The following is a 25,253-nucleotide window of genomic DNA, read 5'->3' on the forward strand; positions in this document are numbered from 1 at the left end:
CTTTCTAATGCTTATGCAGCATTATTTACCTGTTTTACCTTCTTTACGACGAACAACTTCGCCTTCATAACGAATCCCTTTACCTTTATAAGGCTCTGGAGGACGTACGTCACGGATGTTTGAAGCAAGTGCTCCAACACGCTCTTTATTAATACCTTTGATAACGATCTTAGTGTTAGAAGGAACTTCTACTTCTAAGCCGTCTTCAGGTGTAAATTCTACTGGATGAGAATACCCAACGTTCAATACAAGCTTTTTCCCTTGTAATTGTGCACGGTACCCAACCCCGACTAATTCAAGACCACGTTCGAAACCTTTTGAAACACCTTCAACCATGTTTGCAAGTAAGGCACGAGTTGTACCGTGAATTGTGCGGTGTTCTTTTGATTCAGAAGGACGAACCAATGTGATTACGTTGCCTTCTTGTTCGATTTTAATATCTGCATTAAAAGTACGAGTTAATTCGCCTTTTGGACCTTTAACAGTAACTTCGTTGTTTGAACCAACTGTTACAGTTACGTCAGCAGGAACCTCAATTGGTTTTTTACCTACTCGAGACATTCTGTTGCACCTCCATTCGTTTGTTGCTTATTACCAAACGTAAGCTACGACTTCGCCGCCAACTTGTTTAGCACGCGCTTCTTTATCAGTTAATAGACCTTGTGAAGTTGACACTAAAGCAATTCCAAGACCGTTCAATACACGAGGAACCTCGTTAGTTTTCGCGTAAACACGAAGACCAGGTTTGGAAATACGTTTTAAACCAGTGATAACACGCTCGTTATTTTGACCGTATTTTAAGAAAATGCGAATGATACCTTGTTTGCTATCTTCAACGTATTCAACATCACGGACAAAACCTTCACGTTTTAAGATCTCAGCGATCTCTTTTTTCATGTTTGAAGCAGGAACTTCTAACTTTTCGTGACGAACCATGTTCGCGTTACGAATACGAGTTAGCATATCTGCAATCGGATCTGACATTGTCATTACATTAACCTCCTTCCCAGTATTAGGGGATTACCAGCTGGCTTTTTTAACGCCAGGAATTTGTCCCTTGTAAGCAAGCTCACGGAAACAAATACGGCAAAGTTTAAATTTACGAATTACTGAATGTGGACGACCACAACGCTCGCAACGAGTGTAAGCTTGTACTTCAAACTTTGGCGTACGTTTTTGTTTAGCGATCATAGATTTTTTAGCCACGTTTACGCCTCCCTTATTTTTACTTTTGGAACGGCATTCCGAATTGTGTTAATAACTCACGAGCTTCTTCATCAGAGTTCGCAGTTGTTACAATTACGATGTCCATACCGCGTACTTTAGAAACTTTATCGTAGTCGATTTCAGGGAAGATTAATTGTTCTTTCACACCTAATGTGTAGTTACCGCGACCGTCGAATGCTTTTTTAGAAACACCGCGGAAGTCACGTACACGTGGTAATGCGATTGCAATTAATTTGTCCAAGAATTCATACATACGCTCTCCGCGTAATGTTACTTTCGCACCAATTGGCATACCTTCACGAAGACGGAAACCAGCGATGGATTTTTTCGCTTTTGTGATAACTGGTTTTTGACCAGTGATTGTAGTTAATTCTTCAACAGCTGCATCAAGTGATTTTGTATTTTGTACTGCATCACCAACACCCATGTTGATAACGATCTTTTCAACTTTAGGCACTTGCATAACTGATGTATATTCAAACTTGCTCATAAGAGCAGGAGAAACTTCGCTAACAAATTTATCTTTTAGGCGGGCCATGATTGTACCTCCCTTCTTCATTTACTTATTTATCTAATTGTTCACCAGATTTTTTTGCAACACGAACCTTTTTGCCATCTTCCACTTTATAACCTACGCGAGTCGGCTCGCCTGATTTAGGGTCGATTAACATAACGTTCGAAACGTGAATTGATGCCTCTTGGCTCACAATTCCGCCTTGCGGATTTGCTTGGTTAGGTTTCATATGCTTCTTCACGATATTAATACCCTCTACAAGCACACGATCTTTTTTAGGAAAAGAAGCAAGAATTGTACCTGTTTTGCCTTTCTCTTTTCCAGAGATCACCATAACTTTATCGCCTTTTTTAACATGCATTCTGTCGCACCTCCTTGATTGGCACTTTCCTAATAATTAAAGAACTTCTGGAGCTAATGAAACGATTTTCATGAAATTGCTGTCACGTAGTTCACGTGCAACTGGTCCGAAAATACGAGTTCCACGCGGTCCTTTATCATCGCGGATAATAACGCATGCGTTTTCATCAAACTTGATATAAGTACCGTCTTTACGACGAACTCCACTTTTAGTACGAACGATTACAGCTTTAACGACGTCACCCTTCTTGACAACGCCACCTGGTGTTGCTTTCTTAACGGTACAAACAACGATATCTCCGATATTCGCCGTTTTACGACCAGAACCACCAAGTACTTTAATGGTTAAAACTTCACGTGCACCTGAGTTGTCAGCAACTTTCATACGACTCTCTTGTTGGATCACTAAGGTAACCTCCCTTCGGAATTTGGTCTATTCCGAACCGTTTTTATTTAAATAATAACTGCTTTTTCTACAACTTCCACTAGACGGAAACGTTTTGTAGCAGATAATGGGCGAGTTTCCATGATGCGAACTACGTCACCAGTTTTTGCTTCGTTTTGTTCGTCATGCGCTTTAAACTTTTTCGAGTATTTTACACGTTTACCGTAAAGCTTGTGCTTTTTGTAAGTTTCAACCATAACAGTGATTGTTTTATCCATTTTGTCTGAAACTACACGGCCAGTGTATACTTTGCGTTGATTACGCTCAGTCATGCCAGGAGACCTCCTTTATCAGTTATTTGCACTGATTTCTCTTTCACGAATCACAGTTTTCATACGTGCAATTGCTTTGCGCACTTCACGAATGCGTGCTGTGTTCTCTAATTGACCAGTCGCCAATTGGAAGCGAAGGTTGAAAAGCTCTTCTTTCAGTGATTTCACTTTTTGTTCGATCTCTGCAGTGGTAAGGTCACGGATTTCATTAGCTTTCATTAGATTCACCACCAATTTCTTCACGTTTTACGATTTTACATTTCACAGGAAGTTTATGTGATGCAAGACGAAGTGCTTCACGTGCAACCTCTTCGGATACACCAGCGATTTCGAACATGATCTTTCCTGGTTTAACTACTGCAACCCAGCCTTCAGGTGAACCTTTACCGGAACCCATTCGAACCTCAAGAGGCTTCTTTGTGTAAGGCTTATGTGGGAAAATTTTAATCCATACTTTACCGCCACGTTTCATGTAACGTGTCATCGCGATACGAGCAGACTCGATTTGACGGTTCGTAATCCAACTAGCTTCAGTTGCTTGTAAGCCCCATTCACCAAAAGTTACTTCTTTACCGCCTTTCGCTTCTCCACGCATTTTTCCGCGGTGTTCGCGACGATATTTAACGCGTTTAGGCATTAACATATTAGTTGCCTCCTTCCTCAGAGTTCTTCTTCACTGGAAGGACTTCTCCACGGTAGATCCATACTTTAACGCCTAACTTACCATAAGTAGTGTCAGCTTCTGCGTGTGCATAATCAATGTCAGCACGTAGAGTATGAAGTGGTACAGTTCCTTCGCTATAGTGTTCAGCACGCGCGATGTCAGCGCCGCCTAGACGTCCAGATACTTGAGTTTTGATACCTTTCGCTCCTGCACGCATAGTACGTTGGATCGATTGTTTTTGTGCACGACGGAAAGATACGCGGTTTTCTAATTGACGAGCAATGTTTTCCGCTACTAATTTCGCATCAAGATCAGCACGTTTGATTTCAACGATGTTGATGTGTACACGCTTGCCAGTAGTATCGTTTAGGTTTTTACGAAGTGCTTCGACTTCAGTACCACCTTTACCGATTACCATTCCTGGTTTCGCAGTGTGAATTGTAATGTTTACACGGTTTGCAGCACGTTCGATTTCTACTTTAGATACAGAAGCATCTTTCAAGCGAGTTTCGATGTAGCTACGGATTTTCAAGTCTTCGTGAAGTAGAGTTGCATAGTCTTTTTCTGCGTACCATTTTGACTCCCAGTCACGAATAACGCCGATACGTAATCCTATTGGATGTACTTTTTGACCCACGAATTATCCCTCCTTCTTCTCAGATACCACTAACGTAATGTGGCTAGTGCGTTTGTTGATAGCACTTGCACGACCTTGTGCACGTGGACGGAAACGTTTTAATGTTGGACCTTCGTCAACAAAAACTTCCGAAATAACTAAATTATTAATATCCATATCATAATTGTGCTCAGCGTTGGCAACAGCAGATTTTAATACCTTCTCAAGAATTGGAGAAGCTGCTCTTGGCGTGTGATTTAAAATCGCAACTGCCTCACCTACTTGCTTACCTCGGATCAAATCAACGACTAATCGTACTTTACGAGGAGCAATACGCACTGTTCTAGCGATAGCTTTAGCTTGCATTAGGATAATCCTCCTCTCAATTAGCGTCTTGTTTTCTTATCGTCAGCACCGTGGCCTTTGTACGCACGAGTTGGTGCGAATTCGCCTAATTTGTGCCCTACCATATCTTCAGTTACGTATACAGGAACGTGTTTACGTCCGTCATATACTGCAATTGTCATTCCGATAAAAGTCGGGAAAATTGTTGAACGGCGAGACCAAGTTTTGATCACTTGTTTTTTCTCAGAATCCTTTTGTGCTTCAACCTTCTTCATAAGATGGTCATCAACAAAAGGTCCTTTTTTCAAGCTACGACCCATTTTGGAACCTCCCTCAGCGACCTCACTACGGCTCGTTTGTTGAACCGCAGGGAAATCACATTATTTTTTACGACGACGAATGATAAGTTTGTCGGATTTGTTTTTCTTCTTACGAGTTTTGTATCCAAGAGCTGGTTTACCCCAAGGAGTCATAGGTGATTTACGTCCGATTGGAGAACGTCCTTCACCACCACCGTGTGGGTGATCGTTCGGGTTCATTACAGATCCACGTACTGTTGGGCGTTTACCTTTCCAACGGTTACGTCCTGCTTTACCGATGTTGATCAATTCGTGTTGTTCGTTACCAACTTGACCAATTGTAGCGCGGCAAGTTCCAAGAATCATACGAACCTCACCAGATTGAAGACGAATAATTACATATTTATCTTCTTTACCAAGTACTTGAGCAGAAGTTCCTGCTGAACGGACTAATTGTCCACCTTTTCCTGGTTTTGTTTCGATGTTGTGGATTGTAGAACCCATTGGGATATTGTTAAGCGGTAATGTGTTACCTACTTTGATATCTGCTTCTGGACCTGACATGATTGTCATTCCTACTTCTAATCCTTTTGGTGCTAAGATGTAACGTTTTTCACCATCTACGTAGTTAATCAATGCGATATTCGCAGAGCGGTTTGGATCATACTCAATAGTAGCAACGCGTCCTGGAATGCCATCTTTAATACGTTTGAAGTCGATGACACGGTATTGACGCTTATGGCCGCCACCATGATGACGAACAGTTAACTTACCTTGGTTATTACGGCCGCCTTTACGTTTGATCGGCTCAAGCAATGATTTCTCAGGCTTGTTTGTTGTGATTTCAGCGAAATCAGATGCCGTCATGTTACGTCGACCATTGGAGGTAGGTTTGTACTTTTTAATCGCCATGTTTTTTCCCTCCTTCTAATTTCTCGTTAGTTTCATTTATTTCGACTTAGAATAATTCGATGTCTTTGCTTTCAGCAGTTAATTTAACAATCGCTTTACGACGTTTGTTTGTGAATCCGCCAAATTTACCAACACGTTTGAATTTCCCTTTGTAGTTCATGATGTTTACTTTCTCCACTTTCACATCAAAGATCTCTTCAATAGCGTGTTTTACTTGTGTTTTGTTTGCACGAGTGTCCACTAAGAAAGTGTACTTTTTCTCGTCCATGATTTCAGAAGAACGCTCGGTAATGACCGGACGTTTGATGATGTCACGTGCTTCCATTATCCAAGCACCTCCTCGATTTTTTCTACTGCAGACTTCGTTACGACAACTTTGTCGTGACCAAGTAAATCTAAAACATTAATGCCTGTTGCAGTTACAACAGAGATTCCAGGGATGTTACGAGCAGATAATGCTACGTTTTCATCTAGATCAGCTGTAACGAACAATGCTTTTTTCTCGATTGAGAAGTCAGCAAGCAATTTTTTGAAGTCTTTTGTTTTTGGTGCATCAAAAGTTAATCCTTCTACTACTACAAAGTTCTCTTCTAATACTTTCGCAGATAGAGCAGAACGTAGAGCTAAACGACGAACTTTCTTCGGTAGTTTGTAGCTGTAGCTACGAGGTACTGGACCGAATACTACACCACCACCACGCCATTGTGGAGAGCGGATAGATCCTTGACGTGCACGACCAGTTCCTTTTTGACGCCATGGCTTACGACCACCACCAGCAACTTCAGAACGGTTTTTTACTTTATGATTACCTTGACGTAGAGAAGCACGTTGTGCGATTACTGCGTCAAATAAAACAGAACTGTTTGGCTCAATACCGAAAATAGCATCGCTTAATTCGATTTCACCAACAGAAGCACCTGTTTGATTGAATAAAGATACCTTTGGCATTCCTGTTTCCTCCTTTCTTTGATTATTCGTTTCCTTTAATAGCTGTTTTAACAACAACTAATGATTTACGAGAACCAGGAACATTACCTTTAACAAGTAGCAAGTTACGTTCCACATCAACTTTAACAATGTTTAAGTTTTGGATCGTTACTTGATTTCCACCCATTTGACCAGGTAATTTCTTTTGTTTGAATACGCGGTTCGGAGCAACAGGCCCCATTGAACCAGGACGACGGTGGTAACGAGATCCGTGAGCCATAGGTCCGCGAGATTGTCCGTGGCGTTTAATAACACCTTGGAAACCTTTACCTTTTGTCACACCTGTTACATCTACTACATCGCCTTCTGCGAATAATTCAACTTTGACTTCTTGACCAACTTCGTAATCAGCTAAGCTCATGTCGCGGAATTCGCGGATGAAGCGCTTAGGAGCAGTGCTAGCTTTTGCTACGTGTCCTTTAGCTGGTTTGTTCGAAAGCTTCTCACGCTTATCTTCAAAACCTAACTGGATCGCATCATAGCCGTCTGTATCAACTGTTTTCTTTTGAAGAACTACGTTTGGAGCAGCTTCAATTACAGTTACAGGGATTAAGTCACCGTTCTCAGCAAATACTTGCGTCATACCGATTTTTCTACCTAAGATTCCTTTGGTCATTTCGTCACACCTCCTACAGTATTTGTTAGTTTTGTTCTATGTTCGTTTACCATTAAAGTTTGATTTCAATATCAACGCCAGATGGTAAGTCAAGCTTCATTAACGCATCAACAGTTTGTGGTGTTGGGTTAACGATATCGATCAGACGTTTATGCGTACGCATTTCGAATTGTTCACGAGAATCTTTATACTTGTGAACCGCACGAAGAATTGTGTACACAGACTTCTCAGTTGGAAGTGGAATCGGACCTGATACACTTGCACCTGAACGTTTCGCAGTTTCCACAATTTTTTCAGCTGATTGATCAAGAATTCGGTGATCATACGCTTTCAAACGGATACGAATTTTTTGCTTTGCCATTATTTTCCCTCCTTTTCGCCTATTTACTAGACATTCTCCACGAAAATTTTCCTCTCACCCCGCCATGGCAAAGCGGCCGGGTGTGTCGGTAACCTCTCGCTTCATCGCAGTCAAAGACCAACATTCAACATTATACAGAATCTAAAAGAATTTCGCAAGTGGTTTCGCGAAATTCTTTTTCATTAAGATGATTAAGTTTATGGATTTTGTTTTTCTAGCTTTTTCATCTTTTATTTCCTATAAAATCATGACCGCGATCCATCCAAATATCAGCAACGGAATGTTGTAGTGAATGAATGTTGGCACCACAGTATCCCAAATGTGATTGTGTTGTCCATCTACATTTAACCCAGCAGTTGGACCGAGCGTACTATCAGACGCTGGTGACCCTGCATCTCCAAGAGCTCCTGCTGTACCGATTAATGCAATGATCGCCATCGTACCAAAACCAAATTCCATTGCAAGCGGAACGAAAATGGTAGCGATGATCGGAATCGTTGCAAAGGAAGAACCGATTCCCATTGTAATTAAGAGTCCAACTGCTAGCATCATGAAAGCAGCTAAGCCTTTACTTCCATTAAACAGATCAGCAGAGCTTTGAACTAACGATTCAATATCTCCGCTCACTTGTAATACATTCGCAAAACCATTTGCTGCAATCATGACAAAACCGATAAACGCCATCAACTTCATGCCTTCGGTTAACACTTCATCTGATTGCTTCCATTTCATTGCCCCTGTTATTGCGAGCACGACTATTCCAGCTAGCGCTCCAATAATCATCGAATCTGTAGAAAGCTGAGCTACCAGCGAAACAACTAATGATAAAACAGTAAACACAATGTTTCGTGCAGGGAGTGTCACTTCATTTAAAGAAGCAAGCTCCACATCCTCATATGTTCTTTCTTTTCGATATGTCACAAACACTGCAATGATTAAACCGATAACCATACCAGCAACAGGAATTATCATTGCCATTGGAATTTGATCTAAGTCAACTGCTAATCCAGCCGTCTCCATTTGTGTCGCAATAATCTCGTGGAAGATCGCTCCAAATCCAACTGGCAATAAAATATATGGTGCAGTTAAACCAAATGTAATAACGGATGCAATAAGACGGCGATCCACTTTTAATAAATTTAATAAGTGCAAGATCGGTGGGACTAGTAATGGAATAAACGCAATGTGAATCGGAATGAGATTCTGAGATAGAATTGACATCGTCAATAAAATAAATATAATTAATGCTTTTGCAAATCCTCTCCGTTCACTCTCTCCGTCCTTCCGGATAACTTTTAACACCCAGCTAACCAAAAGCTCTGGTAAGCCTGTTCGAGCAATCGCTACCGCAAATCCTCCTAATAATGCATAGCTAAGCGCAATGGACGCGCCATTACCTAATCCATCCGTAAACGCTGCAACTGTATCCGACATAGATAAACCGCTACTTAATCCTCCAGTAATCGCACCAATAACAAGTGCAATTACTACATTTGTACGAAGTAAACTCAATACCAACATGACGAGAACCGCCACGACAACCGCATTAAACATAATTCTTATCTCCAATCTTTTATAAAATACTTTAGTCCGCTAATGTGTTAGCTTAATAAACGATAGAATGTATCATAACAAGTACGCGGAATAAGTGTCAACAGCTTCGCACAAAGAAAGTAAATTCAAATAAATGAGATAATTTATGAGGAGATAGTTTTGAATAGAATGTCTTTTATATAGAAGAAAGTCAAAAAGTGATGGAGAATCGATCTCGGTTATTAATTCATCGACGTGGACGATTGATTCTCTTGCAAAGGCGATCGATTCTCGTGTTCGGGCGATCGATTCTTCGGTGTGGACGATTGATTCTCCCGTTTGGACGATTGATTTTCGTGTTCGAACGATCGATTCTCCGGCTAGGACGATCGATTCTTTGGCTCGGAAGATCGATTCTTTGGCTCGGACTATCGATTCTCCCGTTTAAACAATTGATTATTCCCCAAATAAAGCCGTTCTATAATTATAAAATTTCCATAAAAAAAGGTCTTGCCAGGAAAACCTAGCAAGACCTTTTATATACGTTAATTACTTAGTGATAGTAGCAACTACACCAGCACCAACAGTACGTCCACCCTCACGGATAGAGAACTTAGTACCTTCTTCAAGTGCGATTGGAGCGATTAGAGAAACAGTCATTTCGATGTTGTCTCCAGGCATAACCATTTCTACACCTTCAGGTAAGTTACAAACACCAGTTACGTCAGTTGTACGGAAGTAGAACTGAGGACGGTAGTTTGAGAAGAATGGAGTGTGACGTCCACCCTCTTCTTTTGATAATACATAAACTTCAGCTTTGAACTCAGTGTGTGGAGTGATTGTACCTGGCTTAGCAAGTACTTGTCCACGTTGGATATCTTCACGAGCAACACCACGAAGAAGTGCACCGATGTTGTCTCCAGCTTCAGCATAGTCAAGAAGTTTACGGAACATTTCTACTCCAGTTACAGTAGTTTGCTTCGCTTCTTCAACGATACCGATGATGTCTACAACGTCACCAACTTTAACTTGTCCACGCTCAACACGACCAGTAGCAACTGTACCACGACCTGTGATAGAGAAAACGTCCTCTACAGGCATCATGAATGGTTTGTCAGTTTGACGTTCTGGAGTTGGGATGTACTCATCAACAGCGTTCATTAATTCAACAACTTTTTCTTCCCACTCAGGCTCTCCTTCAAGAGCTTTAAGAGCAGAACCTTTGATTACTGGAATGTCGTCGCCAGGGAAGTCGTACTCAGATAATAAGTCACGGATTTCCATTTCAACTAATTCTAATAATTCTTCGTCGTCAACCATATCACATTTGTTCATGAATACTACTAGGTAAGGAACACCTACTTGACGAGAAAGAAGGATGTGCTCACGAGTTTGAGGCATTGGGCCGTCAGCAGCAGATACTACTAAGATCCCGCCGTCCATTTGAGCAGCACCAGTGATCATGTTTTTAACATAGTCAGCATGTCCTGGGCAGTCAACGTGTGCGTAGTGACGAGTTTCAGTTTCATATTCAACGTGAGAAGTGTTGATAGTGATTCCACGTTCTTTTTCTTCTGGAGCGTTATCGATTTGGTCGTAAGAGCGAGCTTCCCCACCAAGACGTTTCGATAAAACTGTTGCGATAGCAGCAGTTAAAGTTGTTTTACCATGGTCAACGTGACCGATAGTACCAATGTTAGCATGTGTTTTGGAACGATCAAATTTAGCTTTACCCATTAGAGAAATCCTCCTCAAAATTTTATAATTTAGTATTTATGTTACAAGTAACGGGAGAAAAATCTCCCATCACCCATAGCTTACATGATAGTTATATCGAAAGAAAAGTCAAATATCAATTATTGACCTTTATTTTTTTTGATGATTTCTTCAGAAATAGATTTTGGTACTTCTTCATAGTGATCGAAGTGCATAGAGAATACTCCACGACCTTGCGTGTTAGAACGCAATGAAGTTGCATAACCAAACATTTCTGCAAGAGGTACCATCGCACGAACAACTTGTGCGTTACCGCGAGCGTCCATACCTTCTACACGTCCACGACGAGAAGTAATGTCTCCCATGATATCTCCAAGATATTCTTCTGGGATTACAACTTCTACGCGCATGATTGGTTCAAGTAGAACTGGATTACATTTCGAAATTGCGTTTTTAAGAGCCATTGATGCAGCAATTTTAAACGCCATCTCGTTGGAGTCAACATCATGGTAAGAACCGTCAAATAGACGAGCTTTGATGTCGATTAGTGGATATCCTGCGATTACACCATTGTTTAACGAGTCACGAAGACCTGCTTCAACAGCTGGTACGTATTCACGAGGTACTACCCCACCAACGATACCGTTTTCGAATTCGAAGCCTTTTCCTTCTTCGTTTGGAGAGAATTCAATCCAAACGTGTCCGAATTGACCACGACCACCAGATTGGCGAACGAATTTACCTTCAACTTGAGCTGAGCTACGGAATGTCTCACGGTAAGATACCTGAGGAGCACCTACGTTAGCTTCAACTTTGAACTCACGACGCATACGGTCAACGATGATATCAAGGTGAAGTTCACCCATACCAGCGATGATTACTTGTCCAGTTTCTTGGTCTGTATGAGCGCGGAAAGTAGGATCTTCCTCTTGAAGTTTTTGTAAAGCTTGACCCATTTTATCTTGGTCAGCTTTTGACTTCGGCTCAACAGATAGAGAAATAACTGGCTCTGGGAATTCCATAGACTCTAAGATAACTAAGCTCTTTTCGTCACATAGTGTATCACCCGTAGTAGTATCTTTAAGACCTACTGCTGCAGCGATATCCCCAGCGTATACTTGTGCAATCTCTTCACGAGAGTTAGCGTGCATTTGTAGGATACGTCCTACACGCTCACGTTTACCCTTTGTAGAGTTTTGTACGTATGAACCCGATGAAAGAACACCAGAGTAAACACGGAAGAATGTTAATTTACCAACGTAAGGATCTGTCATTACTTTGAAAGCTAATGCAGAGAATGGCTCTGAATCTGAAGGTTTACGTAAAACTTCTTCTTCTGAATCAGGAAGCGTTCCTGTCATTGGAGGTACATCAGTTGGAGCTGGAAGGTAATCAATTACCGCATCCAACATTAATTGAACACCTTTGTTTTTGAAAGCAGTACCACATACTACTGGGAAGAACTCAACATTAATTGTTCCTTTACGGATCGCATTTTTAAGTTCTTCTTTTGTGATTTCTTCTCCACCAAGGTATTTCTCCATTAACTCTTCGTCTAGTTCAGCAACTGCTTCTACTAGTTTTTCGCGGTATTCGTTCGCTAATTCTACGTGTTCAGATGGAATTTCTCTCACTTGGATGTCAGTTCCTTCATCGTTACCGTAGAAAATTGCGTTCATTTCCACTAAGTCAATGATTGCTTCGAAATCATCTTCCGCACCAATTGGTAATTGGATTGGATGTGCATTCGCTTGAAGACGGTCTGTGATTGTTCCTACAGAATATAGGAAGTCAGCACCGATTTTGTCCATCTTGTTTACGAATACGATACGAGGTACACCATAAGTTGTTGCTTGACGCCAAACTGTTTCAGTTTGAGGCTCAACACCAGATTGTGCATCTAGTACAGCTACTGCACCATCAAGTACACGTAGTGAACGTTCAACTTCAACAGTGAAGTCTACGTGTCCAGGAGTGTCGATGATGTTTACGCGGTGACCTTTCCAAGCAGCAGTTGTTGCAGCTGAAGTAATCGTGATTCCACGCTCTTGCTCTTGCTCCATCCAGTCCATTTGAGAAGCACCTTCGTGCGTTTCTCCAATTTTGTGGATACGGCCAGTGTAGTAAAGGATACGCTCAGTCGTTGTTGTTTTACCAGCATCGATATGAGCCATGATTCCGATATTACGTGTATTCTCTAAGGAGAACTCTCTTGCCATGTTGTATTTCTCCTTCCATCTCGAATTTGTGTGATTAGTTGATGAAAAATCCTACCAACGGTAGTGAGCGAATGCTTTGTTTGCTTCCGCCATTTTGTGCATATCTTCACGTTTTTTCACAGAAGCACCTGTGTTGTTAGAAGCGTCAAGAATTTCATTAGCTAAACGCTCTTCCATCGTTTTTTCTCCACGAAGACGAGCATAGTTCACTAGGTAACGAAGACCTAAAGTTGAACGACGTTCAGGACGAACCTCAACTGGTACTTGATAGTTAGAACCACCTACACGACGAGCACGTACTTCAAGTACAGGCATTACGTTGTTTAGAGCAGCTTCGAATACTTCCAATGGCTCTTTACCAGAACGTTCTTGAACAAGTTCAAACGCTCCATAAAGAATTTTTTGAGAAGTACCTCTTTTACCATCTACCATCATTTTGTTAATTAAGCGAGTTACTAGTTTCGAGTTATACATCGGATCTGGTAACACGTCACGTTTGGAAACAGGACCTTTACGAGGCATGTGTTTTCCTCCTTTCGATAAAATCTATAGAATAAATGTAATTAGTTTTTCTTTTCTTTCGGGCGTTTTGTACCGTATAATGAACGGCTTTGCATACGACCATTAACTGCAGCTGTATCAAGAGCACCACGTACGATGTGATAACGTACCCCTGGTAAATCTTTTACACGTCCTCCACGGATAAGAACAACACTATGCTCTTGAAGGTTGTGACCTTCGCCCGGGATATACGCATTAACCTCAATAAGGTTAGTTAAACGAACACGCGCATATTTACGAAGTGCGGAGTTCGGTTTTTTCGGCGTCATTGTACCAACACGAGTACAAACTCCACGTTTTTGAGGAGAATTAACGTCAGTTAATTTCTTTTTAGCGCTGTTGTATCCTTTGTTTAACGCTGGTGAGCTTGACTTTACAGTCTTGGATTTACGAGGCTTACGTACCAATTGGTTAATTGTAGGCATCGATTTTTCCTCCCTTCTTTTACTCTCTAGTAATACCACACATCCAGGTGGTTCATTTTTAGGTAAAAAACAAAGCCTTTGTGTGACAACCACACAAAAACTGTTACACAGCTAAAGCAACGACTGCTGCCGCGACGGATAATCCGACCGCTTTCCCTAGCTCTTTTTTTGACTCCACGAAGGTAATCTTCACTTTGTGCTCTTTTGCTGTCTGAATCGCTGGTTGAATGACACGATCATCTGCATCGAGGGCTACAAAAATTTCTTTCACTAGGTTTTTAGGTATTGCCTTTACTGTTTGCTTCGTACCGATGATGGTTTTATTCGCCTGAAAGACTTTTTCATAAGACACTTTCATATCCTCCAAAGAGCCAGACCTTATAACTATCAACCTTAAATATATTATCATCCTACGTTTATGCTGTCAACACGTATTCGTATATTGGATCAAGTTCTGATTCGATACACAAAAAAGATAGCCGGAGGAAATTCTCCTCCTCCGGCATCTCGTTTCGTTATTCAGCAGTTACTGCTACTTCTACGGTTTCTTTTGGCTCTTCCACCATTTGAATCTGACGGTAACGTTGCATACCAGTTCCAGCTGGAACAAGTTTTCCAATAATAACGTTTTCTTTCAAACCTAGAAGTTCATCGCGTTTTCCTTTGATCGCCGCATCTGTTAGGACACGAGTCGTTTCTTGGAAGGACGCAGCAGACAAGAATGATTCTGTTTCAAGAGATGCTTTTGTAATACCTAAGATAACTGGACGAGCAGTTGCCGGGATCTTACCACTCAATACAGCTTCTTTATTAGCATCAGCGAATTGGTGAATATCAAGAAGTGATCCAGGAAGTAATTCCGTTTCACCAGCTTCAATGACACGAACTTTACGAAGCATTTGGCGAACCATTACTTCGATATGTTTGTCACCAATTTCTACCCCTTGCATACGGTAAACTTTTTGCACTTCTTTTAATAAATATTCTTGAACAGTTGATACGTCTTTGACTTTTAATAATTCCTTCGGATCAATCGAACCTTCCGTTAATACTTGACCACGGCTAATTGTGTCATCCAGTTGCACTTTCAGACGACCATTATATGGAGACAAGTATTTACGAGTTTCTACGTCACCTTGGATGGTAATTTCTTTTTGACCTTCACGGATTTCGTCAATTTGAGTTACGACACCAGTGATTTCAGAAATAACCGCTTGCCCTTTCGGGTTACGCGCTTCGAAAATCTCTTGGATACGAGGAAGACCTTGTGTAATATCATCCCCTGCAACCCCACCAGTATGGAATGTACGCATCGTTAACTGAGTTCCTGGCTCACCGATTGATTGAGCTGCGATAATTCCAACCGCTTCCCCAACTTCTACGTTTTCACCAGTTGCTAAGTTGATACCATAACATTTCTTACATACTCCGTGTTTTGTGTTACATGTAAACGCTGAACGAATGGATAATTCTTGGATACCAGCTTCTAAAATAAGTCGCGCAATATCTTCTGTAATTAAGCCGTCTTTTTCTAAAATGACGTCATTCGTTTCAGGGTGATAAATCGTTTTACGAGAGTGACGACCGACAATACGTTCTTCAAACGCTTCGATAACTTCTGTTCCGTCCATTAATGATCCAATAATTAGACCACGGTCCGTTCCACAATCATCTTCACGTACGATTACGTCTTGTGCTACGTCAACTAGACGACGAGTTAAGTAACCTGAGTCAGCTGTTTTCAGTGCTGTATCGGCAAGACCTTTACGAGCACCATGTGTTGAGATGAAATATTCTAGAACCGTTAAACCTTCACGGAAGGAAGATTTAATCGGTAACTCGATGATACGACCAGCCGGGTTGGCCATTAGACCACGCATACCAGCAAGCTGCGTAAAGTTCGATGCGTTACCACGGACACCTGAATCACTCATCATGAAGATTGGATTCAGATTATCTAGTGATTTCATTAGTTTTTCTTGAATAACATCCTTCGCTTGTGACCAGTAAGAAATAACACGATCATAACGTTCTTCTTCTGTGATCAATCCACGACGGAATTGTTTCATCACTTTATCTACTTTGTCTTGCGCTTCTTCTAAGACTTCCCCTTTATCTGGTAATACCACGATATCGGAGATACCAATTGTGATACCAGCTTTTGTCGAGTACTTAAATCCAAGGTTTTTCATACGGTCAAGCATTTTAGATGTTTCTGTAATATGGAAACGTTTAAATACTTCCGCAATGATATTTCCAAGGATTTTCTTTTTAAATGGTGATACAAGTTCCATTTCAGCAAAATGTTTTTTCACATCTGTGTTTGTTGGAACAAAATATCTAGCAGGAGTTTCTTCTTGTAAGTTCTTATCTGTCGGCTCATTAATATATGGGAACGATTCAGGTAAGATTTCGTTGAAGATTACTTTACCTACAGTTGTTAATAACAACATTTTGTTTTGCTCTTCGGTGAACGTTGGGTTCTTTAAGGAATGAGCGGCAATCGCAATACGAGTGTGTAAATGCACATGACCATTTTGGTAGGCAATTAACACTTCATTTGGACCGTAGAATGTTGCCCCTTCGCCAGTAGCACCTTTACGCTCAAGTGTTAAGTAATAGTTTCCTAATACCATATCTTGAGATGGTGTTACGACTGGTTTACCATCTTTCGGGTTCAAAATGTTTTGCGCTGCTAACATAAGTAAACGAGCTTCCGCTTGCGCTTCAGCAGATAGAGGAACGTGAACCGCCATTTGGTCACCATCAAAGTCAGCGTTATAAGCTGTACATACTAGTGGATGAAGACGAATTGCACGACCTTCTACTAAAATTGGTTCGAATGCTTGAATACCAAGACGGTGAAGCGTTGGTGCACGGTTTAATAAAACCGGATGCTCCTTAATAACGTCTTCTAATACGTCCCATACTTCGGAATGCATGCGTTCAATTTTACGTTTTGCACTCTTAATATTATGAGCTAGACCACGTTCTACTAATTCTTTCATTACGAAAGGTTTAAATAGTTCGATCGCCATCTCTTTTGGTAATCCACATTGGTACATTTTTAAATTTGGTCCTACTACGATTACGGAACGACCAGAGTAGTCAACACGTTTTCCAAGTAAGTTTTGACGGAAACGACCTTGTTTCCCTTTTAACATATGAGAAAGTGATTTTAATGGACGGTTACCTGGACCAGTAACTGGACGGCCACGACGACCATTATCAATCAACGCATCTACAGCTTCTTGTAACATACGTTTTTCGTTTTGAACGATGATGCTTGGTGCACCAAGGTCTAATAAACGTTTTAAACGGTTATTACGGTTAATTACTCGACGATATAAATCGTTCAAGTCAGAAGTAGCGAAACGTCCACCATCTAATTGCACCATTGGACGAAGTTCTGGCGGGATAACCGGAAGAACATCTAAAATCATCCAATCTGGCTTGTTACCAGAGTTACGGAATGATTCGACTACTTCAAGACGTTTGATTGCACGAGTACGGCGTTGTCCTTGAGCAGTTTTCAATTCTTCTTTTAATGTATCTGTTTCTTTCTCTAGATCAATTTCTTGCAATAAGCGTTTAATCGCTTCTGCACCCATTGCTGCATAGAATTTCGTGCCGAACTTTTCACGGTACGCACGATATTCTTTTTCAGACAATAGTTGTTTTTTCTCTAAAGGGGTATCCGCAGGATCTACTACTACATACGATGCAAAGTAGATGACTTCTTCCAAAGAACGTGGGGACATATCTAAGATAAGTCCCATACGGCTTGGAATTCCTTTGAAATACCAAATGTGTGAAACAGGTGCAGCAAGTTCGATATGCCCCATACGCTCACGACGAACTTTTGCACGTGTTACTTCTACTCCACAACGATCACAAACAACGCCTTTATAACGAACGCGTTTGTATTTCCCACAGTGACATTCCCAGTCTTTTGTAGGTCCGAAAATACGCTCACAGAATAAACCATCTTTTTCTGGTTTTAACGTACGATAATTGATTGTTTCTGGCTTTTTTACTTCCCCGTAAGACCATGAACGAATCTTGTCTGGTGAAGCTAAACCGATTTTCATGTATTCAAAATTATTAACGTCTATCAAGGAGCCTACCTCCCTTAGTCTTTAGTCTCGTTAGACTTCCTTTTGAAAGCACTAATTTATTCAACAGTACCAACTGGCTCTTCATTCGCCGGTAAAATATTTAACGCATCGACTGGTTGAAGATCATCTTCTTCGTCTAAATCACGTAGTTCGATTTCTTCGTCGTTAATCGTTAGCATTTTAACGTCCATCCCTAAACTTTGAAGCTCTTTAATCAATACTTTGAATGATTCAGGAACTCCAGGTTCTGGAACACTTTCTCCTTTAACAATCGCTTCGTATGTTTTCACACGTCCCACGACATCATCGGATTTAACGGTTAAGATTTCTTGCAATGTATAGGCAGCACCATATGCTTCAAGTGCCCATACCTCCATCTCACCAAAACGTTGTCCACCGAATTGCGCTTTCCCTCCAAGAGGTTGTTGCGTAACTAGGGAATAAGGTCCTGTTGAACGAGCATGAAGTTTATCATCGACCATGTGCGCAAGTTTAATCATGTACATGATTCCTACGGATACACGGTTATCAAATGGTTCACCTGAGCGACCATCGTATAAAATTGTTTTACCATCACGGTCCATACCAGCTTCTTCCATCGTTTCCCAAACGTCTGCTTCATTCGCCCCGTCAAATACAGGAGAAGCCATGTGAATACCAAGAGTACGAGAAGCCATACCTAAGTGAAGCTCTAATACTTGCCCGATATTCATACGTGAAGGAACCCCAAGTGGATTTAACATGACATCAACTGGTGTACCATCTGGAAGGAATGGCATATCTTCTTCCGGTAAGATTCGGGAAATAACCCCTTTGTTACCATGACGACCAGCCATTTTATCCCCAACAGAGATTTTACGTTTTTGCACGATATACGCACGAACTAACTGGTTAACACCAGGTGGTAATTCGTCTCCATCTTCGCGGTTAAACACTTTTACATCTAGGATGATTCCGCCAGCACCATGAGGAACACGTAATGAAGTATCACGTACTTCACGAGCTTTTTCACCGAAAATCGCATGTAGTAACCGCTCTTCCGCTGTTAGCTCTGTTACACCTTTTGGAGTGACTTTCCCAACAAGAATATCGCCATCGCGCACTTCTGCACCGATACGAATAATTCCGCGATCGTCTAAGTTGCGTAGCGCTTCTTCTCCGACGTTTGGAATATCACGAGTGATTTCTTCTGGCCCTAGCTTCGTATCACGAGACTCAGACTCATATTCTTCAATATGAACAGATGTATAAACGTCGTCTTTCACAAGACGTTCGCTCATAATAACCGCATCCTCGTAGTTGTATCCGTCCCATGTCATGAAGGCTACTAGCACGTTACGACCAAGTGCCATTTCCCCTTTTTCCATAGAAGGACCATCTGCTAAAATATCAAGCGGTTTTACACGATCGCCCACTTTTACAATTGGACGTTGGTTATAACTTGTACCTTGGTTTGAACGAATGAATTTTTGTAGTTTGTATTTCGTTAAGTCACCTTTAACTTCTTTACCATCTACTTCTTCAATACGACGAACACGAATTTCTTTCGCTTCAACATGTTCTACAATACCGTGGTATTTAGCGATGACAGCAGCACCCGAATCACGAGCATTCACATGCTCCATACCAGTTCCGACGAACGGAGCTTCTGGGTTTAATAAAGGTACAGCTTGTCGTTGCATGTTCGCACCCATAAGTGCACGGTTGGAGTCATCATTTTCTAAGAAAGGAATACATGCCGTTGCAGCAGATACTACTTGTTTAGGTGAAACATCCATGTAGTCAATTTGCTCACGTTTGAAAACAGTGTTATCTCCACGGAAACGACCAACTACTTCTTCTTCAACGAATGAACCATCATCACTCAACTTAGAGTTAGCTTGGGCAACAACATAGTTGTCTTCTTCGTCTGCTGTTAAGTAATCGATGCGATCAGTTACTTTACCAGTCTCCGGATCTACACGGCGATAAGGCGTTTCGATGAAACCAAACTTATTCACCTTCGCAAAACTGGATAACGTATTGATCAACCCGATATTTGGACCCTCTGGAGTTTCAATCGGACACATACGGCCATAGTGAGAATAATGAACGTCACGCACTTCGAAACCAGCACGTTCACGTGTTAAACCACCAGGTCCTAAAGCAGATAAACGACGTTTGTGCGTTAACTCCGCAAGAGGATTCGTTTGATCCATGAATTGTGACAATTGAGAGCTACCAAAGAACTCTTTAATCGACGCAATAACTGGACGAATATTAATTAATTGTTGTGGAACAATCGATTGCGTATCGTTAATCGACATACGCTCACGAACAACACGTTCCATACGAGATAACCCAATACGGAATTGGTTTTGAAGCAATTCTCCAACAGAACGCAGACGACGATTACCTAAATGGTCAATATCATCTGTGTTTCCAACGTTGTGAAGTAGGTTAAAGAAATAACTAATAGAAGCAATAATGTCTGCTGGCGTGATGTTTTTAATCGCATCTTCCACATAGGCATTACTAATAACATTAATTTCTTTTTCCGACTCATCGTTTGGTGCATAAATTTTAATTGATTGTAAAGTAATATCGTCTTCTAAAACGCCACCAACTTGGCTTAACGTTTGGAATCCAATCCCTTTTTCAAGATGAGGAATAAGACGATCTAACACACGGCGATCAATGACAGTTCCTTTTTCAACAAGAATTTCTCCTGTCTCTGGATCTACCAATGATTCAGCTACCGTTTGGTTAAATAAACGATGCTTAATATGAAGCTTCTTGTTCATTTTATAACGTCCAACATTTGCTAAATCGTAACGTTTTGCATCGAAGAAACGAGAATACAGCAAGCTTTTCGCGCTTTCCACAGTAGGTGGCTCACCAGGACGTAAACGCTCATAAATTTCTAGAAGCGCTTTTTCTGTTGACTCTGTATTGTCTTTCTCTAGCGTGTTACGAAGATATTCATTGTCCCCAATAAGATCAATGATTTCTTGGTCTGTACCAAAACCAAGTGCACGAAGAAGAACCGTTACAGGAAGCTTACGTGTACGATCAATACGTACATATACAACATCCTTTGCATCGGTTTCGTACTCAAGCCAAGCACCACGGTTAGGAATAACCGTTGCACCAAAGCCTTTTTTACCATTTTTGTCCGTCTTATCATGGAAATAAACGCTTGGAGAACGCACTAATTGCGAAACGATTACTCGCTCCGCTCCATTAATAATAAATGTACCTGTTTCCGTCATTAGTGGGAAATCTCCCATAAAGACGTCTTGCTCTTTTACTTCTTCTGTTTCTTTGTTGTGCAGACGTACTTTTACGCGCAATGGTGCAGCGTATGTTACGTCACGCTCTTTTGATTCATCCACTGGATACTTTGGATCAGCCAACGTATAGTCGATGAATTCTAGCGATAGATTCCCTGTGAAGTCTGTAATCGGAGAAATGTCACGAAACATTTCACGAAGACCTTCTTCTAAGAACCACTCATAAGATGCCGTTTGAATCTCAATAAGATTCGGAAGCTCAAGCACCTCATTAATGCGTGCAAAACTTCTGCGTTGGCGGTGTTGTCCGTACTGAACTAGTTGACCTGTCAACTCATTCACCCCTCAATAAAGCGATATTAGGTCTTTTCCAAACGATCATAATCGTGTATGATGTCGAAAAGACAAAAAGAAAACGAGTTCTAAAAGGACTCATTTTCGATTAACTAAACTTATTTGTGGAAAGTATTCCCTAAAACATTGCAATCTTATACAAATGGGCATACTACCTCAAAATAATATTTTTGCATTTTATTATAATATCATAGCCAATTTGTCAAGTCAATGTGGATTTTTATTTCACAGCGCGAATAATCCAATATCCTCGTTCCTTATCGACTACCTCTGCATCAGAAAATAATTGTTTTAACTTTTCTAAGCTAGATGGTGCCCCTTGTTTCTTTTGTATAACCACCCATAATTCCCCTTGCTCTTTCAAACTACGAGCTGCACCTTCGTATATTCGGAAAATGGTTTCTTTCCCAGCACGGATAGGCGGATTCGTTAGAATTGCAGCAAACTCACCAGCCACTTTTTCTAATCCATCACTCTCATAGATACGTACATTTTGTATCCCGTTATGCTGCGCATTCTTTTTCGACAAATCAATTGCACGTTCATTCACATCCACCATTTCAATCGTTCGATCAGGAAATGATTTTGCTAACGATAAACCAATTGGACCGTAACCACATCCCACATCCAAAAAATCACCAGACAGGAGCGGCTCTTGAAAAGATTCGATTAGGACACGGGAGCCAAAATCTACTTCGTTTTTACTGAAAACACCAGCATCTGTTTCAAACGTAAATGAATGACCTCTAAGTTGAAATCGCCAAGATGTAGGGTTGCTAGAAACTTGAGGTTTTTTTGAATAATAATGATCCGACACAGGGAATCCCTCCATGTTGAACAAATGAAGAAAAGCCCGCCATCAATGGACGAGCTTTCCTGTCAAATTAACAAAAAAGAAATTATTTAACTTCTACTGAAGCGCCAACTTCTTCTAATTGAGTTTTCATAGCTTCTGCTTCTTCTTTAGAAACGCCTTCTTTAAGAGCTTTAGGAGCGTTATCTACTACTTCTTTCGCTTCTTTCAAGCCAAGACCAGTGATTTCACGAACTGCTTTGATAACTTTGATTTTTTCTTGACCAGCTGAAGCAAGGATTACGTCAAATTCAGTTTGCTCTTCAGCAGCAGCAGCTCCGCCAGCAGCAGCCATTGCCATTGGTGCAGCAGCAGTTACGCCAAATTCTTCTTCGATTGCTTTTACTAAGTCGTTTAATTCAAGAACAGTCATACCTTTGATTGCTTCTAAGATTTGTTCGTTATTCATTATAGGTTCCTCCTAATGGAATGTTTGATTTTTTTAGGCAATTGCCTTTAAGCACTGATTAAGCGCCTTGTTCTTCTTTTTGTTCTGCAACTGCTTTTGTAGCAAGTGCAAAGTTGCGCATTGGAGCTTGAAGTACGCTGAGTAGCATAGAAAGTAAACCTTCGCGAGACGGTAGTTCCGCAAGAGCTTTAATATCTTGTGCTGAAGCGAGAGTTCCTTCAATAACACCAGCTTTGATTTCTAATTGCTCGTTCTTTTTCGCGAAATCGTTTAAGATTTTCGCTGGAGCTACTACATCTTCCGAAGAAAATGCGATTGCGTTTGGACCAGTTAAATTTTCATTTAACCCTTCAAGTCCAGCAGCTTCTGCAGCACGACGAGTCAATGTATTTTTGTAAACTTTGAATTCAACGCCAGCTTCACGAAGTTGTTTACGAAGTTCTGTTACTTGTGTAACGTTAAGTCCACGGTAGTCAACTACTACAGCTGTCGCCGCGCCTTTGAACTTGTCAGTAATTTCGTTTACTAGAGTTTGTTTTGCTTCGATTACTTTGCTCATTTAGACACCTCCTGATAGAATGGGTCATTTATACCTTAACAAAAAAGCCCTTGCATCTACGCATGTAGACACAAGGGCATAAACATCATCTTTAAAAGAGTCAGCCTATCTGTCCTCGGTAGGATCATTATGCGACAAGTCGCCCCTACTGTCTACGGTACAAATGGTTATTTCACAACAGATGTCATCATAACAGATGGCACCAACATTGTCAACGTCAAATTAGTTGTTAACTTTTACAGAAGAAGCATCAATTTTGATTGATGGTCCCATTGTAGTCGTAACGTTTACAGATTTCATGTATGTTCCTTTAGCAGAAGATGGCTTCGCTTTTTGAACAACATCAAATACTGCTAAGAAGTTTTCTTCCAATTTCTTTTCATCGAAAGAAACTTTCCCGATTGGCGCATGGATGATACCAGTTTTGTCTGCACGGTATTCCACTTTACCAGCTTTGATTTCTTCAATCGCTTTTGTTACATCAAATGTAACTGTACCTGTTTTAGGGTTAGGCATCAAACCTTTTGGTCCTAAAACACGACCGATTTTACCAACTTCACCCATCATGTCAGGAGTCGCTACGATAACATCGAAGTCGAACCATCCTTGTTGGATTTTGTTGATGTATTCAGCATCCCCAACGAAATCTGCTCCCGCTGCTTCTGCTTCTTTCACTTTTTCGCCTTTAGCAAATACTAAAACGCGTTGAGTTTTACCAGTTCCGTTTGGAAGCACTACTGCTCCACGAATTTGCTGGTCGTTTTTACGAGTGTCGATTCCAAGACGGAATGCCACCTCAACAGTTGCATCAAAGTTTACTGAGCTAGTTTTTTTCGCTAGCTCAACAGCTTCAGCAACAGAGTATAATTTTGAACGATCTACTAATTTAGCTGCATCTTGCAACTTTTTACCTTTGTTAGCCATTATAAAATGTCCTCCTTGATAGTGGTTTTAACGGATTGAACCTCCCACGAATAAAGGCTGCGGATCTCCTATAAGAATCCCCGCAACCCCTCTAACCATACATCTCATCACTCAGATGACTATTAGTCTTCGATGACAATACCCATGCTGCGTGCAGTACCTTCAACCATTAACATAGCAGCTTCAACTGAAGCAGCGTTAAGGTCAGGCATTTTTTGTTCAGCGATTTCGCGAACTTTATCACGTTTCACCGTTGCTACTTTGTTGCGGTTTGGTTCACCAGAACCCGACTGAATGCCAGCCGCCACTTTAAGCAATACTGCAGCCGGTGGAGTTTTAGTAATGAAAGTAAATGAACGGTCTTCAAATACAGAAATTTCAACCGGAATAATTAGACCAGCTTGATCTGCTGTACGAGCGTTGAACTCCTTACAGAATCCCATGATGTTTACACCTGCTTGACCTAATGCAGGACCAACCGGTGGCGCTGGGTTTGCTTTACCAGCAGGAATTTGTAACTTTACCATTTTGATAACTTTTTTAGCCACGAGACACACCTCCTTAAGTCCGTGATGTGGTAATAGGGTTTCCCCTCCCACTCAAATATCTGTCTGTCAGCTAATTAGCCGATAACATAAGCTAAATTGTGCAGACTACGCAAATTATAGTCTGACCTTTGAAATAATATCACT

General features: G+C 41.0%; 30 protein-coding genes and 1 other annotated feature. All 30 genes read right to left on the reverse strand.

The annotated features are described in order from the left end of the window. Window positions 1-21 precede the first annotated feature (21 nt). Window positions 22-561 carry a 50S ribosomal protein L6 gene (gene rplF, locus D3873_RS12485; protein WP_119884312.1) on the reverse strand — a complete coding sequence of 180 codons (540 nt, stop codon included), beginning with the start codon at window positions 559-561 and terminating at the stop codon, window positions 22-24. Between the two features lie 30 nt (window positions 562-591). Further along, window positions 592-990 (reverse strand): 30S ribosomal protein S8, encoded by a 399-nt coding sequence (rpsH, locus tag D3873_RS12490; RefSeq protein ID WP_119884313.1) that lies wholly within the window; start codon window positions 988-990, stop codon window positions 592-594. A 30-nt stretch (window positions 991-1,020) separates the two neighbouring features. Further along, window positions 1,021-1,206, reverse strand: a complete 186-nt coding sequence (rpsN, locus tag D3873_RS12495) for a 30S ribosomal protein S14 (RefSeq protein ID WP_119884314.1) — start codon at window positions 1,204-1,206, stop codon at window positions 1,021-1,023. A 19-nt stretch (window positions 1,207-1,225) separates the two neighbouring features. Further along, complete coding sequence (rplE, locus tag D3873_RS12500; protein ID WP_119884315.1) at window positions 1,226-1,765, reverse strand: 50S ribosomal protein L5; 540 nt, start codon at window positions 1,763-1,765, stop codon at window positions 1,226-1,228. A gap of 25 nt (window positions 1,766-1,790) precedes the next feature. Then, a complete protein-coding gene (gene rplX, locus D3873_RS12505; protein ID WP_119884316.1) occupies window positions 1,791-2,102 on the reverse strand; it encodes a 50S ribosomal protein L24 in 312 nt (103 codons plus the stop codon). Between the two features lie 36 nt (window positions 2,103-2,138). After that, the gene (rplN, locus tag D3873_RS12510) at window positions 2,139-2,507 is read right to left on the reverse strand and encodes a 50S ribosomal protein L14 (protein WP_119884317.1); all 369 of its coding nucleotides are present in this window, start codon (window positions 2,505-2,507) and stop codon (window positions 2,139-2,141) included. A 47-nt stretch (window positions 2,508-2,554) separates the two neighbouring features. Further along, window positions 2,555-2,818, reverse strand: a complete 264-nt coding sequence (gene rpsQ / locus D3873_RS12515; RefSeq protein ID WP_119884318.1) for a 30S ribosomal protein S17 — start codon at window positions 2,816-2,818, stop codon at window positions 2,555-2,557. A gap of 18 nt (window positions 2,819-2,836) precedes the next feature. Further along, on the reverse strand, window positions 2,837-3,037 hold the full coding sequence (gene rpmC, locus D3873_RS12520; RefSeq protein ID WP_119884319.1) for a 50S ribosomal protein L29: 201 nt from the start codon (window positions 3,035-3,037) through the stop codon (window positions 2,837-2,839). Then, complete coding sequence (gene rplP, locus D3873_RS12525) at window positions 3,027-3,461, reverse strand: 50S ribosomal protein L16 (RefSeq protein ID WP_119884320.1); 435 nt, start codon at window positions 3,459-3,461, stop codon at window positions 3,027-3,029. Before rplP ends, rpmC begins: the two co-directional genes overlap by 11 nt. A 1-nt stretch (window position 3,462) precedes the next feature. Continuing rightward, the gene (rpsC, locus tag D3873_RS12530) at window positions 3,463-4,119 is read right to left on the reverse strand and encodes a 30S ribosomal protein S3 (protein WP_119884321.1); all 657 of its coding nucleotides are present in this window, start codon (window positions 4,117-4,119) and stop codon (window positions 3,463-3,465) included. A 3-nt stretch (window positions 4,120-4,122) separates the two neighbouring features. Continuing rightward, a complete protein-coding gene (gene rplV, locus D3873_RS12535) occupies window positions 4,123-4,464 on the reverse strand; it encodes a 50S ribosomal protein L22 (RefSeq protein ID WP_119884322.1) in 342 nt (113 codons plus the stop codon). 20 nt (window positions 4,465-4,484) lie between these two features. Then, complete coding sequence (gene rpsS, locus D3873_RS12540) at window positions 4,485-4,763, reverse strand: 30S ribosomal protein S19 (protein WP_119884323.1); 279 nt, start codon at window positions 4,761-4,763, stop codon at window positions 4,485-4,487. A gap of 60 nt (window positions 4,764-4,823) precedes the next feature. After that, complete coding sequence (gene rplB, locus D3873_RS12545) at window positions 4,824-5,654, reverse strand: 50S ribosomal protein L2 (protein WP_119884324.1); 831 nt, start codon at window positions 5,652-5,654, stop codon at window positions 4,824-4,826. A 46-nt stretch (window positions 5,655-5,700) separates the two neighbouring features. Beyond that, window positions 5,701-5,979, reverse strand: a complete 279-nt coding sequence (gene rplW, locus D3873_RS12550; protein WP_119884325.1) for a 50S ribosomal protein L23 — start codon at window positions 5,977-5,979, stop codon at window positions 5,701-5,703. Then, window positions 5,979-6,602 (reverse strand): 50S ribosomal protein L4, encoded by a 624-nt coding sequence (gene rplD, locus D3873_RS12555; RefSeq protein WP_119884326.1) that lies wholly within the window; start codon window positions 6,600-6,602, stop codon window positions 5,979-5,981. Before rplD ends, rplW begins: the two co-directional genes overlap by 1 nt. 22 nt (window positions 6,603-6,624) lie before the next feature. Continuing rightward, window positions 6,625-7,257, reverse strand: coding sequence for a 50S ribosomal protein L3 (gene rplC / locus D3873_RS12560; protein ID WP_119884327.1), 633 nt, complete (start codon window positions 7,255-7,257; stop codon window positions 6,625-6,627). 52 nt (window positions 7,258-7,309) lie between these two features. Beyond that, window positions 7,310-7,618 carry a 30S ribosomal protein S10 gene (rpsJ, locus tag D3873_RS12565; protein WP_004233624.1) on the reverse strand — a complete coding sequence of 103 codons (309 nt, stop codon included), beginning with the start codon at window positions 7,616-7,618 and terminating at the stop codon, window positions 7,310-7,312. Between the two features lie 237 nt (window positions 7,619-7,855). Then, window positions 7,856-9,172 carry a Na+/H+ antiporter family protein gene (locus D3873_RS12570; RefSeq protein ID WP_119884328.1) on the reverse strand — a complete coding sequence of 439 codons (1,317 nt, stop codon included), beginning with the start codon at window positions 9,170-9,172 and terminating at the stop codon, window positions 7,856-7,858. A gap of 528 nt (window positions 9,173-9,700) precedes the next feature. Then, window positions 9,701-10,888, reverse strand: coding sequence for an elongation factor Tu (tuf, locus tag D3873_RS12575; RefSeq protein WP_119884329.1), 1,188 nt, complete (start codon window positions 10,886-10,888; stop codon window positions 9,701-9,703). Between the two features lie 119 nt (window positions 10,889-11,007). Then, on the reverse strand, window positions 11,008-13,086 hold the full coding sequence (gene fusA, locus D3873_RS12580; RefSeq protein WP_119884330.1) for an elongation factor G: 2,079 nt from the start codon (window positions 13,084-13,086) through the stop codon (window positions 11,008-11,010). Between the two features lie 51 nt (window positions 13,087-13,137). Then, the gene (gene rpsG, locus D3873_RS12585; protein ID WP_119884331.1) at window positions 13,138-13,608 is read right to left on the reverse strand and encodes a 30S ribosomal protein S7; all 471 of its coding nucleotides are present in this window, start codon (window positions 13,606-13,608) and stop codon (window positions 13,138-13,140) included. Between the two features lie 41 nt (window positions 13,609-13,649). Then, complete coding sequence (rpsL, locus tag D3873_RS12590; RefSeq protein WP_119884332.1) at window positions 13,650-14,072, reverse strand: 30S ribosomal protein S12; 423 nt, start codon at window positions 14,070-14,072, stop codon at window positions 13,650-13,652. Window positions 14,073-14,175: 103 nt separating this feature from the next. Further along, entirely contained in the window at window positions 14,176-14,424 is a 249-nt protein-coding gene (locus D3873_RS12595) for a ribosomal L7Ae/L30e/S12e/Gadd45 family protein (RefSeq protein ID WP_119884333.1), read from the reverse strand. Window positions 14,425-14,587: 163 nt separating this feature from the next. Beyond that, window positions 14,588-18,190: a DNA-directed RNA polymerase subunit beta' gene (rpoC, locus tag D3873_RS12600; protein ID WP_119884334.1), complete on the reverse strand. Its 3,603-nt coding sequence runs from the start codon at window positions 18,188-18,190 to the stop codon at window positions 14,588-14,590. Window positions 18,191-18,246: 56 nt separating this feature from the next. Then, a complete protein-coding gene (gene rpoB, locus D3873_RS12605; RefSeq protein WP_119884335.1) occupies window positions 18,247-21,795 on the reverse strand; it encodes a DNA-directed RNA polymerase subunit beta in 3,549 nt (1,182 codons plus the stop codon). 241 nt (window positions 21,796-22,036) lie between these two features. Then, entirely contained in the window at window positions 22,037-22,633 is a 597-nt protein-coding gene (locus tag D3873_RS12610; RefSeq protein WP_119884336.1) for a class I SAM-dependent methyltransferase, read from the reverse strand. Between the two features lie 82 nt (window positions 22,634-22,715). Next, on the reverse strand, window positions 22,716-23,078 hold the full coding sequence (gene rplL / locus D3873_RS12615; protein ID WP_119884337.1) for a 50S ribosomal protein L7/L12: 363 nt from the start codon (window positions 23,076-23,078) through the stop codon (window positions 22,716-22,718). Window positions 23,079-23,136: 58 nt separating this feature from the next. Beyond that, window positions 23,137-23,637 (reverse strand): 50S ribosomal protein L10, encoded by a 501-nt coding sequence (gene rplJ / locus D3873_RS12620; protein ID WP_119884338.1) that lies wholly within the window; start codon window positions 23,635-23,637, stop codon window positions 23,137-23,139. 32 nt (window positions 23,638-23,669) lie between these two features. Continuing rightward, window positions 23,670-23,813 (reverse strand) — a sequence feature (ribosomal protein L10 leader region). Between the two features lie 46 nt (window positions 23,814-23,859). Further along, window positions 23,860-24,561, reverse strand: a complete 702-nt coding sequence (gene rplA / locus D3873_RS12625) for a 50S ribosomal protein L1 (RefSeq protein ID WP_119884339.1) — start codon at window positions 24,559-24,561, stop codon at window positions 23,860-23,862. A 122-nt stretch (window positions 24,562-24,683) separates the two neighbouring features. After that, window positions 24,684-25,109 (reverse strand): 50S ribosomal protein L11, encoded by a 426-nt coding sequence (rplK, locus tag D3873_RS12630; protein WP_162920206.1) that lies wholly within the window; start codon window positions 25,107-25,109, stop codon window positions 24,684-24,686. Between the last annotated feature and the right edge of the window lie 144 nt (window positions 25,110-25,253).

The organism is Paenisporosarcina cavernae (genome assembly GCF_003595195.1).
GTDB lineage: Bacteria > Bacillota > Bacilli > Bacillales_A > Planococcaceae > Paenisporosarcina > Paenisporosarcina cavernae.